Origin of the sequence: Geomicrobium halophilum (assembly GCF_014207655.1) — a bacterium.
GTDB classification, from domain to species: Bacteria; Bacillota; Bacilli; order Bacillales; family Marinococcaceae; genus Geomicrobium; species Geomicrobium halophilum.
Genome location: NZ_JACHHJ010000002.1, coordinates 452764 through 470124 on the forward strand (window position 1 = coordinate 452764; position 17361 = coordinate 470124).

Genomic DNA, 17361 nt, shown 5'->3' on the forward strand with positions numbered 1-17361 from the left:
TCATTTTAGCAGTAGTACTCGACCTCGACAGTCATGGGCACATTTAAGGAGCTTTATTTATCCCAGAAAAAGTGTGTTAATTTTCCTTACATAACTCAACGACATGCTCCTTTTACCCTTTACAGTAGTACTTAATTAAGAAATAAATAAAATACCACTGATCAAGGGGGGGTGAACAATGGTCGAGCAAGGAACGGTTTATTTAGTTGGTGCAGGTCCTGGGGACAAGGAACTACTAACCGTCAAGGGTCTGCGGGTGTTACAAGTTGCAGACGTTGTTATTTATGACAGATTGGTCAACCCGTATTTGTTAACGGAACTTAAAGAAGACGTGAAACTCATCTATTGCGGCAAAGAGCCGTGCAAGCATATTCTTCGTCAAGAAGATATTCAGACGGAAATGTTGATTCATGCTAAAAAAGGCAAAACGGTTGTCCGGTTGAAGGGAGGCGACCCAGCGGTTTTTGGCAGAGTTGGTGAAGAAGCTGCCATGTTGAAGGCAAATGGTGTCCACTTTGAGATTGTTCCGGGCGTTACTTCAGGAATTGCGGCTTCCATGTATGCGGGAGTGCCAATCACCCATCGGGATTATTCCGGTTCGTTCGCGGTCGTGACGGGGCATCGGCGAAAGGATGATGGGAAGCCAGATGTGAATTGGAAGTCGCTTGCGGAATCGGTCGACTCCATCTTGTTTTATATGGGTGTAAAACAAATCAGAACCATCACTTCCGAGCTCGTACGTTACGGAAAAGATAAAAATACACCTGTACTTGTTATTCAGTGGGGGACGTATAGCAGACAGCGATCGATAGAAGGAACTCTTTCAACGATCTCAAAAAAAATGGACAATCAGAAAATGGCGAATCCCGCGATGATTCTTGTTGGAGATGTAATCAAGATTCGGGATCAGGTGAATTGGTTCGAAAACCATCCGTTATCAGGGATGGGTATTCTCATACGAACGGATGATGAGAACGATTGGCTAAAACGAAATGGCGCAGATGTCTATATTCAGAAAAATAAGGCGATGACGGTTACGGATCGGGAAATAGACCTTGCCTTAGGAGCTGGAGGTGATCAGGCACTCATTTTTCAAGAGACCAAGGACATATGGTTATTTTTACAAAAAATGGGGGAACGAGGACATGATATTCGTAAACTAGCCGGAGCACTCGTCGCCGGAAATAAAGATGTGCAACGAGAATTTTTACTCCTTGGCATTCAAGTCCCGCTTTTCTCAGAGGGAATATGGTTGACCCCGCTGTTTATTGCTGGTGCTCAAGACAAACAACCGACGGCCGAAAAGGTGGCTATGACGAGGTTAATCGAGGAAGGTCATGTGAACGCCGCAATATGCAGAAACAAACGGGATGTGGACAGTATTTGTGAAACGTCGTTACACCTTTTTACAGCTAACAAAGACGTCGAGAGTTATGCGCGCTCGCTCGGATTCGAAAGTGTAAAGGTGGTCGATTTCAATAAAAGTGAAACGGAGATCGTTGAACAAATGTCTGGATTACGAAACAAAGGAGCTGTTTTGTCATGAAAGAGAAATTAGTAGTAATTGGAAATGGAATGGCTGGTATCCGCGCGCTTGAAGAACTTTTAAAGCAAGATGCTCATCGTTACCAAATCACTGTATTCGGTAAGGAGCCGCACCCTAATTATAATCGCATTCTTCTCTCGTCGGTGCTTCAAGGGGATACTGAAGTTGAAGATATTATTCTCAATAATTATGACTGGTATGACGAGAACAATATCGAGCTCGTTTCAGGCGATCCGGTGGCGTATGTCGATACAGACACGCAGACGGTTTACAGTGCGAAAGGCGTGGAACGTTCTTATGATCGCTTGATTTTTGCGACAGGCTCCAATCCGTTTATGCTGCCGCTTCCAGGTGCAGATAAAGAAGGAGTTATTGCATTTCGAAATATCCAGGATTGCGAAACGATGATCGACACTGCCAAGTCTTACAAAAAAGCAGCGGTCATAGGTGGAGGGCTTTTGGGACTTGAAGCAGCGCGCGGGTTGTTGAACCTGGGGATGAAAGTTGACGTGATTCATCTGTCTGACAGTTTAATGGAGCAGCAACTTGATGCTGAAGCAAGCAGGATGCTGAAGGAAGAACTCGAGACCCAAGGGATGAAAATTCACTTAAATAAGCAAACAGAAGAATTAGTGGGAGGCAATCGAGTAGAAGGGCTGAAATTTAAGGACGGCGATAGTTTGGATGCTGATCTCGTCGTCATGGCAGTGGGTATCCGTCCGAATATAGAGCTGGCGAAAGAAACCGGGCTTGATGTCGGAAAAGCGATTCTTGTGAATGACCATATGGAAACAAGTCATAAAAACATTTACGCCGTGGGTGAATGTGCCGAGCACCGTGAGGTCGTCTACGGGCTTGTCACTCCCCTCTTTGAGCAAGCGAAAGTGCTTGCTTCACACCTCTGTACTGAAGATTGCGATGGTTATGAAGGTTCCATTGTCTCTACATCATTAAAGGTGTCTGGTGTTGATGTGTTTTCTGCCGGAGAATTTATGGACACCGAAGAAACGAAATCGATCCGCGTTCATGATGAGTTTGAAGATACCTTTAAAAAAGTGGTTGTAAGAGATAACCAAGTTGTTGGATCTGTGTTGTTCGGGGATACTTCTGATTCTCCTCGTATTCTTTCGATGATGCGGTCGGGTCAAGACGTTTCCGAGATGAATAAAGCAACGATTCTCCCCTCTGAATCTGCTGAAGATAATGCGGGTTCAGCGGTTGAGCTCATGCCGGACGATGAAAATATTTGCGGATGTAACGGCGTAACCAAAGGAGAAATTGTTTCCGCCATTAAAGACCAAGGATTAACAACGGTAAACGAAGTAAAGCAGTGCACGAATGCTTCTCGCTCGTGCGGAGGATGTAAGCCGCAAGTCACTGAACTTTTATCGCTCGCGACAGGTGAAGATGCTACCCAGGCAAAAGAACCGATGTGTGAATGCACGGAGCATTCAGATGAAGAGGTTGTCGCTTCCATTCGTGAAATGGGACTCACGCATATTAAGGAAGTGATGAATGTGCTCGGCTGGGAAACAGAAGATGGCTGTTCTAAATGCCGCCCGGCACTAAACTACTATCTAGGTATGGTTAACCCGTTAGAATACGATGATGATGCGAACTCACGCTTTGTCAATGAGCGTGTCCATGCCAATATTCAAAATGATGGTACGTTTTCCGTGGTCCCGCGGATGTACGGCGGCGTAACAAATCCAGATCAACTCCGGACGATCGCTGATGTCGCCGATAAATATGAAGTGCCATTATTAAAAGTGACCGGCGGTCAGCGTATCGACCTACTGGGTATTGAAAAAGAAAATTTACCAGATGTATGGAATGATCTTGGCATGCGTTCCGGCTACGCCTATGGGAAGGGGATGCGGACGGTTAAAACCTGTGTAGGGGAAGACTTCTGCCGCTTCGGCACCCAGGATTCCATTGGTCTCGGTATTGAGTTAGAGAAGAAATTTGAAGGACTCAATACGCCTCACAAAATCAAAATGGCTGTTTCCGCTTGTCCGCGTAACTGTGCAGAATCTGGTATTAAAGATGTGGGGATCGTCGGAGTCGAAGGTGCATGGGAAGTTCATGTTGCCGGAAACGGCGGTGTAGACCTCAAAAAATCTGAACTTTTGTGTAAACTTGAAACGTCTAAAGAGGTTATTGATACAGTTGCGGCGTTCTTGCAACATTATCGGGAACAAGCGAAATACAAGGAACGCACTTCTCACTGGGTAGAACGTGTCGGGCTAGATGCGGTTAAAAAAGTGGTACTCGAGGATGAAGAAGAGAGAGCAGCACTCATCGAACGCATGGATATTGCATTAAGTGACCAACAGGACCCATGGGAAGACATTATTGACAATCACAAGAAACAACAAGATCTAGGATTTGAAAAGAAAGAGGTCTCAATTACAACATAAGGAGGCATTTCGATGGCACAAGTCGATACTAAGCATAAAGTTTTAGTAGCCAATCGTCATGAACTAGCCGTTGGGCTAGGAAAAAAAGTAGTCATTGAAGGGAAAGAACTAGCTTTATTTTTACAAAAAGATGGAGTAGTTTACGCGATCGAAGATAGCTGTCCCCATCTCGGAGGCCCTCTATCAGAGGGGATGGTAAGTGGGGAGCACGTTTTCTGTCCCCTGCATGATTGGAAGATTAGTTTAAAAACCGGGGAAGCGGCCGGTGCGGATGAAGGCTGTGTCGCTCGATTTGATGTGGAGGTTGAGAATGAGCAGGTGTATGTTGTGATGCCGGGGAGCGTTTGAATGAATGAGAAGGAGTGGGAGGATGGCACAACAGAAACAGAGACTGGTGTTGATTGGCAACGGAATGGCGGGGCTTCGGTCAGTAGAAGAGGTGCTGAGCCATTCCTCGGATCAATTCGAGATTACGATTTTTGGCAGTGAACCACACCCGAGTTACAACCGGCTGCAATTATCCTCCGTCCTCCAAGGCAACCAATCGTTTGCGGATATTGAAATCAATCAGCCTGACTGGTATCAGGAACATCAAATTAACTTGCGGACGGAAGAAACGGTGACGCAGATTGATACGAATACGAAAACGGTGCAGACGGATCAACATGGGGAACTGTCTTATGACAAACTTGTAATCGCTACGGGGTCCAACCCTATTTTTATCCCCTTTCCAGGGGCGGATAAAGAAGGCGTGATGGCTTTTCGGACGATCAATGATTGTAAGCAGATGATAGAGGCGGCAAAACATTACAAAAAAGCAGTGGTGATTGGTGGTGGCTTGCTTGGCTTAGAGGCGGCGAGAGGGCTTTTGAATCTAGGAATGGAAGTCGATGTTGTGCATTTGGCAGACCGTCTCATGGAACGGCAACTTGATCAGGATGCGGCTGTACTTTTGCAAGAAGAATTAACAGCCCAGGGGATGAATTTCTTTTTAGGAAAAGATACGAGCGAATTGGTTGGTGGAGAACGTGTCGAAGGGGTCTGCTTTAAAGACGGTACGCAGCTTACTGCAGACTTGGTCATTATGGCCGTTGGGGTTAAGCCGAACATAGAGCTTGCCAAAAACAGCGGAGTCACAGTGAATAAAGGGATCGTGGTGGATGATCAAATGAGGACCAATATCCCTGATGTTTACGCGGTCGGGGAGTGTGCCGAACATCGCGATACCGTTTATGCACTTGTAAAACCGTTATATGAACAAGCAAAAGTCCTCGCAAAAGCCGTATGTGGAATCGGAGGATCTGTGTATCGGGGAACGACTCTTTCTACGCAATTGAAAGTCTCTGGTGTTGACGTGTTTTCAGCTGGAAGTTTTATGTCAGGCGGTGGCCAAAAGGCACTAACAGTTTTCGATGAATTGAATGGGCACTATAAGAAATTGGTGTTTGATGGTGATCAGCTGTCAGGTGCGATTCTGTTTGGCGATACACGTGAGGGGATGCGCCTACTTCAGCTCGTCATTGAACAAAAAGAGCTAACAAATGAAGAAAAACAGGAACTTTTACAAGGTTCTTCTTCTAATCATGGAGTTGCCGAAATGTCACAGGCAGAAATGGTGTGTAACTGTAATGCCGTTTCGAAAGGAACGATCATTGAAGCAGCTCAATCCAATTGCCTAACTACCGTGGATCAAATAAAGGAAAACACAAAAGCTTCTAGTTCTTGTGGCAGCTGTAAACCAGTTGTGAGTGAGCTACTTACCTACATGGAAAGTGATAATTTTAATGAAAAGATTGAAGTAACCTCCATGTGTGAGTGTACGGAGCTTACTGAAGAAGAAGTTGTGGAAGAGTTGCAAATCAGAGGATTGTCGAGCATTCATGAAGTGATGAGTGCGTTAGATTGGTCGAGCAACAATGGTTGTAAAACGTGCCGGCCCGCGCTCTCTTATTACCTAGGCATGATCCACTCGGAATATCACTTAACCCACCATCTAAAAAAGAATGCCGAGCAACAAGAAGACGGTACTTATATAGTAACCCCTCCATATCACGGGGGAGTCATAAGCGTTGATCAATTGCAGCGTTTAAGTTCGCTGACCCAACGATTGCACGTAGGCTATGTAGTTATGACCAGCGACCAGCGACTGCAATTGCAAGGGATTAAAGAAGAACATTTGTCAACTATATGGGCGCATTTAGACATGTCGAAACATTCGCTCGAGGGGTATCATGTTCAGCCTGTTGTTACCTCCCATTCAAGCAATTGTCGTTGTGACCTGTATGAAATACAATCACTGGCGACACGATTAGACCAACAATTTGAACGTTTGCAAGTTCCATCATCTGTAAACATCCAGGTGAAATGTAATCATGCCGAGCGTTTATTTAACGACCTTTCCGTCTTTTGGACGAGAGTGGGGCAAGAAATTTACATCGATACTTCGTTGTTTTATGTAGCTGAACATACAGAGGAGACGTTTGAAATCGTAAGTGCTCTCCTCCAATACTACCGGCAGACGGCTCGTTTTCTTCAAAGCATGGAAGAATGGATCACAAAAGTCGGGGTCGTCCATGTCCGTGAAATTGTTTTGGATACGGAATTTCGAGAACAGCTACTTGAACAATTACAGGAAGATGCCTTTCTTAATAAAAAAGCGATCGCGATCGAAGAGACGATCATGTAGGGAGGGGATGCGTCATGACTGAAATGTTATTAAAGTACTTCCGAGAGAAAGAACGTCAAGTCCAGTCAGAAAAAGTATATAACACGCAATGCCCGTATTGCAGCGTTCAATGTCAAATGCAGCTTATTGAACAAAGGAGCGTAACTAGAAAAACGTATAAAACCGTCGGGAAAGATAACCCCACATCAAAAGGACGCCTCTGTGTAAAAGGAATGAATGCCCATCAACATGCCCTTCATAAAGACCGGATTACACAACCGTTAGTAAAAATCGATGGGGAATTTATTCCGGTTTCTTGGAAGGAAGCACTTGAATGTATAAGGGAAAATGTCACAAACATACAAAAAGAAGATGGATATAACGCCATGTCGGTATATGGAAGTGCCTCGATTACAAATGAGGAAGCTTACTTAATGGGGAAATTTGCAAGAGTGGCGCTCAAGACGAAATACATCGATTATAATGGGCGTCTTTGCATGTCCTCGGCAGCTTCGGCAGCAAGTGCTGTGTTCGGAATGGATCGCGGACTAACGAACTCGATCGAGGAAATCCCGTATGCGGAAACGATCGTCTTGGCAGGTACAAACATCGCTGAATGCCAGCCGACGATAATGCATTATTTTGAACAGGCAAAAGAAAATGGTGCCTTTATCGTTGCCGTTGATCCTCGTGAAACGGCAACAACGCGTATGGCTGATCTTCATATTAAAATCAAACCTGGGACAGACGCCGCGTTTGCTAATGGTTTGCTAAAAGTCATTATCGATAACGATTGGATCGACCGTTCTTTTATTGAAGAAAAATCAATTGGGTTTGAGGACGTGAAGGAGTACGTTGCTTCTTTAGAGTTAGAAGACATTTCCGCGCAAACCGATGTCCCTGTAAAAGAGATTCGGCGTGTTGCTCTTTCATTAGGAGAAAAAGAAACTGGAATGATTTTTACAGCTCGGGGTGTGGAGCAGCAAACGGACGGTTCAATGGCGGTTCGTAATTTGCTTAATATTCTTATCGCTACTGGTAAGCTAGGAAAACCTTCCTGCGGATACGGAGCGATCACTGGTCAAAGCAATGGGCAAGGCGCGAGAGAACACGGCCAGAAAGCCGATCAACTTCCTGGCTATCGCTCGATTGAAAATGAAGAGCACCGTGCTCATATTTCGAATTTCTGGGGAATCGCTGAGAAAGACCTTCCACGCAAAGGCGCATCGGCTTTCGAGATGATAGAAAAAGTTGATCAAAGGGAGATCACCGGTATGTTTCTCCTTTGTTCCAACCCGGTCGTTTCCAATCCGAATGCACGATTTGTCAAACAGGCACTACAAAAATTAAAATTTCTCGTTGCCGTTGACCTATTTAAATCAGAAACCGCTCAGTTGGCAGACGTAATTCTACCGACTTCTTCCTATTTAGAAGACGAAGGGACGATGACGAATCTGGAAGGTAGAGTCACGCTTCGGGAAGCGAGTAAGAAAGTGCCTGGGGAGGCAAGGCACGACTGGGAAATCATTTGTGATGTTGCTAAGTCTCTTGGAAAAGAAGAGTATTTCTCGTTTTCGTCAGCAGAAGAGGTGTTTAACGAACTTCGAGAAGCGAGTAGAGGTGGTATCGCTGATTATTATGGCATGACATATGAGCGGCTACGGAAGAAACAAGGGATTTTGTGGCCGTGCCCGTCCCTAGATCACGGGGGGGCTGCCCGCATTTTCGAGGACTCCTTTGCCCACGCGGATGGGCGGGCGAAAATGACAGTCGTTCCTAGTGAACCTGTGGTCAAAAAAGAAGAAACATGTGAAAAATACCCGCTCTATTTAACGACTGGGCGTGTGATGGCTCATTATTTGACAGGCGTACAAACAAGAAAAAGCTCGGCATTAACAGCTAGAGAATTTGAATCGTTTTTGGAAATCCACCCACAAACGGCTCAACAGTATCATATTCGCAATGGAGAATTGGTTCGGATTGAGTCCAGGCGTGGAGGTATCGTTGTTCGTAGTAAATGTACGGAGACGATTCGGCAGGACACGGTATTTGTACCGTTTCATTGGGACGAAAAACAAAATGTAAACCGGCTTGTGGCCGAGGATCTTGACCCAAATTGCCGAATGCCGGGATTTAAAGTAAGTGCAGTGAAAGTAGCGCCGTATGATATAAACAGGCAGCGAAATATTAAATAAGAAAGGCGGATATTCCTTGAGAATAAGAGATATGTTCACATTTAAAGATGAAAAGGTTAAGATGCTGCATTTAACATGGTTCGCCTTTTTTGTTTCCTTTTTTGCTTGGTTTAATATGGCGCCTTTAGCATCTTCGATGATGAATGATATGGGCTGGTTCACAGAAGATCATATTGCTGCGCTAGGAATTATCAACGTGGTATTAGCGATTCCTGCCCGTATCATTATTGGATCTTTGCTAGACCGATTTGGTCCAAGGGTCGTCTTCTCTGTATTATTAATTGTCATGTCGATTCCAACGTTTGTTTTTGCCTTTGGAGATACTTGGGCACAGCTCATGATTGCCCGGTTAATCTTAGGGAGTATTGGTGCGAGCTTTGTGGTAGGGATTCGTTTGGTAAGCGAATGGTTCCCACCTAAAAGTGTTGGCTTTGCTGAAGGCATCTACGGTGGTTGGGGGAACTTTGGCTCCTCAGCTGGCTCGATGATTCTGCCTTGGCTTGCTCTAACACTCTTTGGAGGCGATGACGGTTGGAGATATGCGATGGTTTTTACAGGTCTTGTCTGCTTTATTTATGGGTTCATTTATTATTTTAATGTAAGAGATACACCTGATGGCCGGCCATTAATAAAACCGAGAAAAGCAGGAGCTATGGAAGTAAGTTCATGGAAAGATATGATGCAGTTGATTCTATGGACCATCCCCATAGGAGGAGCCGTTGCCCTTAGTTTTTGGAGAATCGAACAAATGGGGTTCATCTCCGTGGAAGTGTTGTATATCATATGGGGTATTGTCCTCTTAGCCTTTTTATTCCAGGTCTATAAAATTTTAAAAGTAAACGTGGCGATTTTGAAAAAAGGAGTTCCTGTGGAAGACCAATATAAGTTTAAAAACGTAGGAGCGTTAAACAGCACCTACTTTGCTAATTTTGGGGCAGAACTCGCCATCGTTTCCATGCTCCCGATGTTTTTCATGACGACATTTTCATTATCTCCAACAGCAGCCGGTATCATTGCGGGAAGCTTTGCATTTATTAATCTGTTGGCGAGGCCATTAGGCGGAATTTTATCCGATCGAATGGGGAGCAGAAGGAACGTCATGCTCATCTATATGCTGGGAATTTCCATAGGCCTTATTGGAATGAGTATGATTGATTCCAGCTGGCCGATTTTCCTGGCAGTTGCTGTAACTGTATTGACCTCTTTGTTTGTTATGGGAGGTGAAGGGGCAACGTTTGCAATGGTTCCTATGGTAAAGAAAAGAGTTACAGGGCAAGCAGCAGGAATGGTTGGCGCATACGGGAACGTTGGCTCTACGATTTATTTAACACTGTATACATTTGTATCCCCGCAGCATTTTTTCTTTATACTGGCGGCAGGAGCGCTCGTAAGCTTTGTGATATGTTACTTTACATTAGAGGAGCCGGAAAATTCATTTGCGAATGAGTATTACTTAACACAGCAAGAAGCACAAACGTTGGCTGAAGCCGAAATGGCGACAACGAAAGACAAGTGAAAAACAGGAACGCCCCCTTAGAACAATTGATATTTGTTCCAAGGGGGCGTTTAAAATATAATAAGAGCTAACGAATAGATTGGGGTGAGGGATATGCAGGCGATTTTATATGTCGGACACGGAAGTCGTGTAGCAGAAGGGAATGAACAGTTTAAACGCTTTATTCAAAGAGTAGAAGATCGACATGATCATATTCAAGAAATTGCCTTTATTGAACTTTCATCTCCGACCATCATGGAAGGGGTTACGGCTTGCGTGGAGCGAGGTGCAGACCGGATCGCTGTTGTCCCGGTATTATTGTTGACTGCACACCATGCAAACGTGGATATCCCGAGGGAACTGGAAGCTGCTAAGGAAACGTTTCCGGAAGTTACGTTATCCTATGGCCGTCCCTTTGGAGTTCAAGAAGACGTGATCGACGTAGCTGTAAGCCGATTGAAGGACGTGGGGCTGCCGGAATTGAAGGAGGGTCAAGAACGTGATGATTGCACGGTCTTGGTTGTAGGCAGAGGATCAAGTGATGGGAACCAGCCGAGCGATGTAGCTAAGGCCGCAAGACTTATCTATGAAAGGGTGGCATGTAACAACGTGGAAACCTGCTTCCTGGCCGCAACGACACCGACGGTGGAGCAGGGGCTTGCGAAAGTGGAGAAACTGGAAGCGCCGCACGTGTACGTACTGCCATATTTACTTTTCACAGGAGTGTTGATGAATGAGCTTGGTGACATGCTCCGTGAGCGCGTGGGAAAAACGAACACACGGTATACACTTTGTGATTTTCTTGGTTCAGATGGCGGATTAAGCGGCGTTTTGGCAAGACGGACGGATGAAACGCTGAGGCAGGAAGGGAGCGTGTAAGCATGAGTGCGCTCCCCTTCATGCTTGAGATGAATGAGCTGAGTGCGGTTGTGGTAGGCGGAGGAGCAGTTGCTTGCCGCCGAGTGAAACCTTTGGTGGAAGTGGGGACGGCTGAAATTGTTGTGATCGCGCCTATGCTGAATGATGAGTTGTTACGGCTTGAGAAGGAAGGATGGTTGAGATGGGAGCAGCGGATGGCAATGGATACGGAAGTATTTTTGTGTGATTTGGTATTTTTATGCACGAATGAGCCCCAGCTACATGAAGGGATTAAGAAGAATAAAGCCCCCCGGCAGCTTGTTTATCGTAGTGATGATGCGCAAGCAGGGGATTTTTATGTTCCTGCACGGATGAATGATGGATTACTTACGGTGAGCGTATCTACTGCAGGAGCCAGCCCTTCTTATACGAAACGGGTGAAGGGAGAAGTGGAGCGTGTATTACCGGCGAATGCAGAAGAAGAGCTTGAATTCTTACAGGAAGCACGGCAGAGGGTATTACGGACCAACGCACCGCGAGAGAGGCAATTGGCGTTGTTGAAAGAACTGGCAACTCCTGAGTTTTTGCAGGATGAGAGGAGGGAGGAGAGATTGGAAGAGCGGTTGAGGGAGTTGGGGAGGAAAAATTAGTAGTAACATCATCATAATTGGAGTATAAGAAGTCGTCCTCTTAATAACTAACGTTACTATGGGGGTGGTAAGACTTGGCCGGGATCGCGGGATTTATATTGTATGTATTGATTTTATTAGTAGCTTTATTTACTTTATTATTTATATTAAAAAAGCTTATTTCTCCTTTTTTAACAAGAACAGCGTATAGACTTGCTTCATTTATTTATATAAAAGTGACTCCTGTTAAAAATATCTTAGTAACAATGGAACTAGTATTCTTCCTTATGGCTATAGCTGAAGTTGTTGCTCTATTTCTATTAAGCTTGGAACCTAGTAACCTGGCACTCATGGTATTTACGGCTGCCTTCTTTTTTCCGTTTTATTGGATGGGGCTAATTTTTAATTACTTGGTCATGATGACAAACCATTACCCGTATACAAGTAAAATGGGAAGTGCATTAGCAGGGATTCAAAAAAATGATAAGGTAGATTATATTTTAGACCGAATAAAACTTTTATTAAAAAATAGTGCCTTAAGTGCGATGGGGCACCTCATAGTGGTTTACGTATGTATTGTTGGGATGGTGGCTTTTGGTGATATGCCTGAGAGTTTTTCGTTTTTACTTTTATTGTCTATGCCTGTGAGCATGTTAACGTGGGTATATTTCACTAATCCTTCTAAAGAGGAACAGCGATTACGTAGAATAACCGTTTATTTTATGATAGCTGTTTTTACAATGTGTAACTATTATATGGAATTTATCGGAGGTAGCCATGATGACGCCGTAAATTATCTATTTCTTTTTATTCCAGCAGTATACTTGGCCTTAGACAGTTTTACTCAGAGTATTATCAAGGACTTTACAAGTTATAAAAGCTAACAATAGGAATTGGTTAAGAATTTCTTTTTTGGCCGTTAGCGACCGAGAGTTTAATTCGCATATCAGCTGTATACTTTTAGAGGATGTTCAATAAGTCCGGGGAAAAATAGCGGTCGTATTTCTTCGTTGACTTGCTTCTGCGTGCTCACGTATGAAAACCATATCCTCAAAAAACCACTTTTTCGTCGTGAGAAGGAACGCTTACGAAGCAGCCAACTTGGCGCTTTGCTCTTCCGAAAAGAAACCCCCCTTTTCCTTCGTGAGAAGTGAATGCTTTCGTGGTGCAAGCAGGATGCTCACAGCTGCGTCTTCTTGAACAACTCGGCTCTTTTTGTCCTCCTTTTTGAACACGCACTTTTAGGTAATGAATGCTTCTAGTCCCTCTTTTTTATATCAGAATATTAAAAAGAGTAAATTGATACCGCGCACACAAAATCTATTCACATCGTTTGTGAAGTATTCTAACAAAGAAGTGGTACACCATTGTGAATCAGTTTAAAGTTAAAGATACATTTCTTACTATTGGGGGCTGAATCATTGAAGTTAACACCGGTTGAACAAGAAAAGCTGCAACTATTTTTAGCAGGAGAGCTGGCTACCAAACGGAGAGACCGGGGTGTGAAGCTCAATTATCCAGAAGCAACAGCAATATTATCTTGTTTTGTTATGGAGGGCGCACGTGATGGGAAGAGCGTTCAGCAATTAATGGAAGAAGGGAAACACGTCCTTTCCTCTGATGAACTCATGGAAGGGGTGGCTGAGATGCTTGATTCCATTCAAGTTGAAGCTACGTTTCCGGATGGGGTGAAACTCGTAACCATCCATGATCCGGTTCAGATGGATCAGGATAGAGTCAAACCAGGAGCTTTTGATATTCAAGGTGGAACCATAGAAATTAACGAAGGAAGAGAATCTATTGATTTATTAGTACAAAATGAAGGAGCTCGTTCAATACAAGTTGGTTCCCATTTTCATTTTGCTGAGGCAAATCTAGGGTTAACATTTAATAGAGAAAAAGCGATGGGTATGCGCCTTGATATTCCATCTGGAACGGCTGTGCGTTTTGAACCCGGTGAAGAAAAGACAATTACACTCGTTCCTTTTGGAGGGAAGCAACAAGTATACGGCTTTAATAATAAGGCAAATGGTTATATAGATGTACGGAGGAAACAGCAAATGGAAGAAAAGCTCGTGGCATGGCAAGAAGGGGGGAAAAAGCATGAAGTTAGATCGTAAAGAATATGCAGATTTGTTTGGACCAACAACAGGGGATCGTGTTCGTTTAGCTGATACAGATTTGTGGGTTGAAGTAGAATATGATTATACGATCTATGGAGATGAAGTTGTTTTTGGTGGGGGGAAGACGATTCGAGATGGAATGGGTCAAAATGGAAGAGTGACTTCCCAGGAAGAAGCGCTAGACCTTGTTATCACGAATGTATTGATTGTAGATTATACAGGCATCGTAAAGGCAGATGTCGGGGTTAAAGATGGCCGTATTGTCGATATTGGAAAAGCAGGTAACCCGGATACAATGGATGGGGTAACGCCAAGTCTTGTGATCGGTACGGCTACAGAAGTAATGGCTGGAGAAGGAAAAATTTTAACGGCTGGGGGCGTAGATTCCCATATTCATTTTATCGCTCCTCAACAAATGGAAACGGCTCTCTCTTCTGGTATTACAACGATGATTGGTGGAGGCACAGGGCCTGCAACGGGAAGTAAAGCTACGACGAGCACCTCAGGACCTTGGCATATGCATCGTATGTTAGAAGCGGCAGAAGATTTTCCAGTGAATGTAGGGTTCTTAGGAAAAGGGAATGCTTCAACGAAACAACCACTGGTAGAACAAGTAGAAGCTGGTGCTATAGGTCTGAAACTTCATGAAGATTGGGGAACAACACCGGCAGCCATTGATGCATGTATGAATGTGGTTGAAGAGAATGATATTCAAGTGGCGATTCATACAGATACGTTAAATGAAGCAGGTTATCTAGAAAATACTTTGGAAGCGATTGGAGATCGCGTGATTCATACCTACCATATTGAAGGAGCAGGCGGAGGTCACGCCCCGGATATCATGAAGCTCGCATCTTACGCCAATATTTTACCTTCGTCTACAACCCCCACCCTGCCATATACTGAAAATACAATGACCGAGCATTTGGATATGATGATGGTGTGTCATCATCTGGATCCGAATGTTGAGGAGGATTTGGCATTTAGCTATTCACGTATTCGGGCGGGTACGATCGCGGCCGAAGATATATTGCATGATATAGGCGCGGCAAGTATGACATCTTCAGATTCCCAAGCGATGGGTCGCGTAGGGGAAGTTCTCATTCGTACATGGCAAACAGCAGATAAAATGAAAAAACAACGGGGTCCACTTCGAGGAGACAACCAAAGTGATAACAACCGTGTGAAGCGGTATATCGCAAAATACACCGTTAATCCAGCCATTACACATGGAATCAGTCATGAAGTCGGTTCGATCGCACCTGGGAAACTTGCCGACCTTGTTTTATGGGACCCTGCATTTTTCGGAGCCAAGCCTGAACTTGTCTTCAAGGGAGGTCATATTGCAAGGGCGCAAATGGGCGATCCGAACGGGTCGATCCCGACGCCCCAACCTGTCTTTATGCGTCAAATGTATGCATCTTACGGAAAAGCAAATGCCTCAACATCACTTACTTTTATGTCACAAGCAGGTATTACCAATCAGGTGCCGGAAAAACTGGGATTGCAAAAGAAGGTAGTCCCGGTGAAACAAATCCGCGGGCTCAGCAAACTGGATATGAAGTGCAACCATTTGCTTCCTGATATCCAGATAGACCCTGAAACCTACGATGTTTATGCGAACGGGGAAAAGCTTTTCTGTGAACCAGCAAGCAAACTCCCGCTTACGCAAAAGTATTCTCTATTTTAATAAAATCTAGTAGAGCGTTTGTTCCAGTAAATGGGGCAGACGCTTTTTTGTAGAGGAATTACTGGCACTTTCGAAAAGGGATTGTCAAAACTACATTGATAAATTATAATCATAACTATCAAATATTTCTGAAATCATCTTCTTTAAATGCTAACTGGTTAGTATTTAAGAAATAAAAACAGAAAGGGGAGATGAGTCCCTTAATTCAGCTTATATACCCCTAAATATCAGCCCTATAACTAACATAAACAAGAGGTGATGAAGTGGCTAAAAAAAGAGAATATGGGAAATATCATCCTGGCTTAAAATGGGGTCCATTTACAACACGTCTCCCAGGGGTGCATGTTGGGATATCGTGGCCTATGCTCATTCAAGGTGCAATTATTTCTATGGCCACAGGTGGTTCACTTGCTCCATTAATGATGGAGTTTTTTAACGTATCGTTTGAGGTAGCTTGGACGACGATGTCGATTCAACTCTTTTGGGTTTGGTCACACACGGTATTATTTGGTGAGCCTCATGCTCCAGGATGGATTACACCGGCTTTGCCGTTAGTAATTGTCTTTCTCGGCGATTATTCACCAGGAACTGAAGCGGTTCACGCAATGATGGCGGTGATGCTCGTCATATCAGTTCTTTTCTTGTTTTTCGGTCTCACAGGGTTAGGTGACAAGTTTAACCGACTGGTTCCAAATACGTTAAAAGCAGGAATTATCATGGGGGCAGCTATATCTGCTTTTATGTCTGAGTTTGATCGTGTCCAAGAGCTTCCTTTCACATTAATTAGTGCTTGGGTTGCTGTATTAATGGTATTATATTCCATACCGTTTCAAAAGATTAATAATGTGAAGGTAAAAGGTTTGTTAGCTGCTAATGCATTGTTGGTGGGGTTCATTGCTGCAGGTATCGTAGGAAGCATCAGTGGTGAGATTCAATTTAATATTGAGTGGGGGATATTTATTCCTCAATTTGGTGAAATGTTCGCAACACTGACTCCTTACGGTGTTGGGCTACCGTCCTGGGAAATGATTTTAGCTGCTATACCGATGGCTTTGAGCATCTATATCCTGGTATTCGGAGATTTGTTAGTAGCCGATGGTTTGATCCGTTCTGCGAAAAAGTCAAGACCGGATGAAAAAATAGATGTTAATTATACACGCACTCATTATGCATTGACGCTGCGTAATTTAGGCTATTTACTTACTGGAGGGGCGTTCATTCCTTTACATGGACCGATTTGGACGGGTGTCCAAGTCTATGTAATTGAACGTTATAAGCAAGGGAGAAAAGTGATGGACTCGATATTCACCGGAACGATAAACTTTCATCTGCTTGCGCTGCCTTTGGGGTTTCTCATGCCAATTATTTCGCTCATTCTTCCACTATTGGATGTCGCTCTTTCCTTGACATTATTGCTTACCGGCTTTGCTTGTGCATACTTAGCCATGTCCATGGTATCGACAAACGTATCCAGAGGAATGACATTATTCATTGGTGTCCTGACTGCCCTTCAAGGACCGGCGTGGGGGCTTGGTGTAGGAGTAGTGATGTACATCTTATTAATGGGAATTAATGGGCGACCACCAAGTATGAAAAGCAAATACGATACGAAAGAAGAGCAGCAGATGTAAAAAGAAAAAAGTAATCTTAAAAAATGACAGTCAGAATATTCATTTTTAAATTAATTTTTAAATATACTAACCAGTAGGTATTCGAATATTTCAGGGCATATAGGAGAAG

At 44.0% G+C, this 17361-nt stretch carries 12 protein-coding genes; all 12 read left to right on the forward strand.

What is annotated here, in order from left to right:
• Nucleotides 1–178: 178 nt before the first annotated feature.
• Nucleotides 179–1546: a uroporphyrinogen-III C-methyltransferase gene (gene cobA, locus HNR44_RS10205; RefSeq protein WP_184404042.1), complete on the forward strand. Its 1368-nt coding sequence runs from the start codon at nt 179–181 to the stop codon at nt 1544–1546.
• Nucleotides 1543–3966, forward strand: coding sequence for a nitrite reductase large subunit NirB (gene nirB, locus HNR44_RS10210; protein WP_184404043.1), 2424 nt, complete (start codon nt 1543–1545; stop codon nt 3964–3966). The genes cobA and nirB (HNR44_RS10210) overlap by 4 nt, the downstream gene beginning before the upstream one ends.
• A 12-nt stretch (nt 3967–3978) precedes the next feature.
• A complete protein-coding gene (gene nirD / locus HNR44_RS10215; protein ID WP_184404045.1) occupies nt 3979–4314 on the forward strand; it encodes a nitrite reductase small subunit NirD in 336 nt (111 codons plus the stop codon).
• Between the two features lie 22 nt (nt 4315–4336).
• Nucleotides 4337–6652 (forward strand): nitrite reductase large subunit NirB, encoded by a 2316-nt coding sequence (gene nirB, locus HNR44_RS10220; protein ID WP_184404047.1) that lies wholly within the window; start codon nt 4337–4339, stop codon nt 6650–6652.
• Nucleotides 6653–6666: 14 nt separating this feature from the next.
• Nucleotides 6667–8826 carry an assimilatory nitrate reductase catalytic subunit NasC gene (gene nasC / locus HNR44_RS10225; RefSeq protein WP_184404049.1) on the forward strand — a complete coding sequence of 720 codons (2160 nt, stop codon included), beginning with the start codon at nt 6667–6669 and terminating at the stop codon, nt 8824–8826.
• A gap of 16 nt (nt 8827–8842) precedes the next feature.
• Nucleotides 8843–10342, forward strand: coding sequence for an MFS transporter (locus HNR44_RS10230; protein WP_184404051.1), 1500 nt, complete (start codon nt 8843–8845; stop codon nt 10340–10342).
• Between the two features lie 93 nt (nt 10343–10435).
• Nucleotides 10436–11200, forward strand: coding sequence for a sirohydrochlorin chelatase (locus HNR44_RS10235; protein WP_184404053.1), 765 nt, complete (start codon nt 10436–10438; stop codon nt 11198–11200).
• 2 nt (nt 11201–11202) lie between these two features.
• A complete protein-coding gene (locus HNR44_RS10240; RefSeq protein ID WP_184404055.1) occupies nt 11203–11829 on the forward strand; it encodes an NAD(P)-dependent oxidoreductase in 627 nt (208 codons plus the stop codon).
• A 74-nt stretch (nt 11830–11903) separates the two neighbouring features.
• Complete coding sequence (locus HNR44_RS10245) at nt 11904–12692, forward strand: hypothetical protein (protein ID WP_184404057.1); 789 nt, start codon at nt 11904–11906, stop codon at nt 12690–12692.
• Between the two features lie 537 nt (nt 12693–13229).
• A complete protein-coding gene (gene ureA, locus HNR44_RS10250; protein WP_184404059.1) occupies nt 13230–13928 on the forward strand; it encodes an urease subunit gamma in 699 nt (232 codons plus the stop codon).
• Complete coding sequence (ureC, locus tag HNR44_RS10255; protein WP_184404061.1) at nt 13912–15621, forward strand: urease subunit alpha; 1710 nt, start codon at nt 13912–13914, stop codon at nt 15619–15621. Before ureA ends, ureC begins: the two co-directional genes overlap by 17 nt.
• 263 nt (nt 15622–15884) lie before the next feature.
• Nucleotides 15885–17252 carry a solute carrier family 23 protein gene (locus HNR44_RS10260; RefSeq protein WP_184404063.1) on the forward strand — a complete coding sequence of 456 codons (1368 nt, stop codon included), beginning with the start codon at nt 15885–15887 and terminating at the stop codon, nt 17250–17252.
• Nucleotides 17253–17361 lie beyond the last annotated feature (109 nt).

Coding starts and splice junctions, on each gene's coding strand:
- cobA (WP_184404042.1), top strand. CDS start 179: ATGGTCGAGCAAGGAACGGTTTATTTAGTTGGTGCAGGTCCTGGGGAC.
- nirB (WP_184404043.1), top strand. CDS start 1,543: ATGAAAGAGAAATTAGTAGTAATTGGAAATGGAATGGCTGGTATCCGC.
- nirD (WP_184404045.1), top strand. CDS start 3,979: ATGGCACAAGTCGATACTAAGCATAAAGTTTTAGTAGCCAATCGTCAT.
- nirB (WP_184404047.1), top strand. CDS start 4,337: ATGGCACAACAGAAACAGAGACTGGTGTTGATTGGCAACGGAATGGCG.
- nasC (WP_184404049.1), top strand. CDS start 6,667: ATGACTGAAATGTTATTAAAGTACTTCCGAGAGAAAGAACGTCAAGTC.
- HNR44_RS10235 (WP_184404053.1), top strand. CDS start 10,436: ATGCAGGCGATTTTATATGTCGGACACGGAAGTCGTGTAGCAGAAGGG.
- HNR44_RS10240 (WP_184404055.1), top strand. CDS start 11,203: ATGAGTGCGCTCCCCTTCATGCTTGAGATGAATGAGCTGAGTGCGGTT.
- ureC (WP_184404061.1), top strand. CDS start 13,912: ATGAAGTTAGATCGTAAAGAATATGCAGATTTGTTTGGACCAACAACA.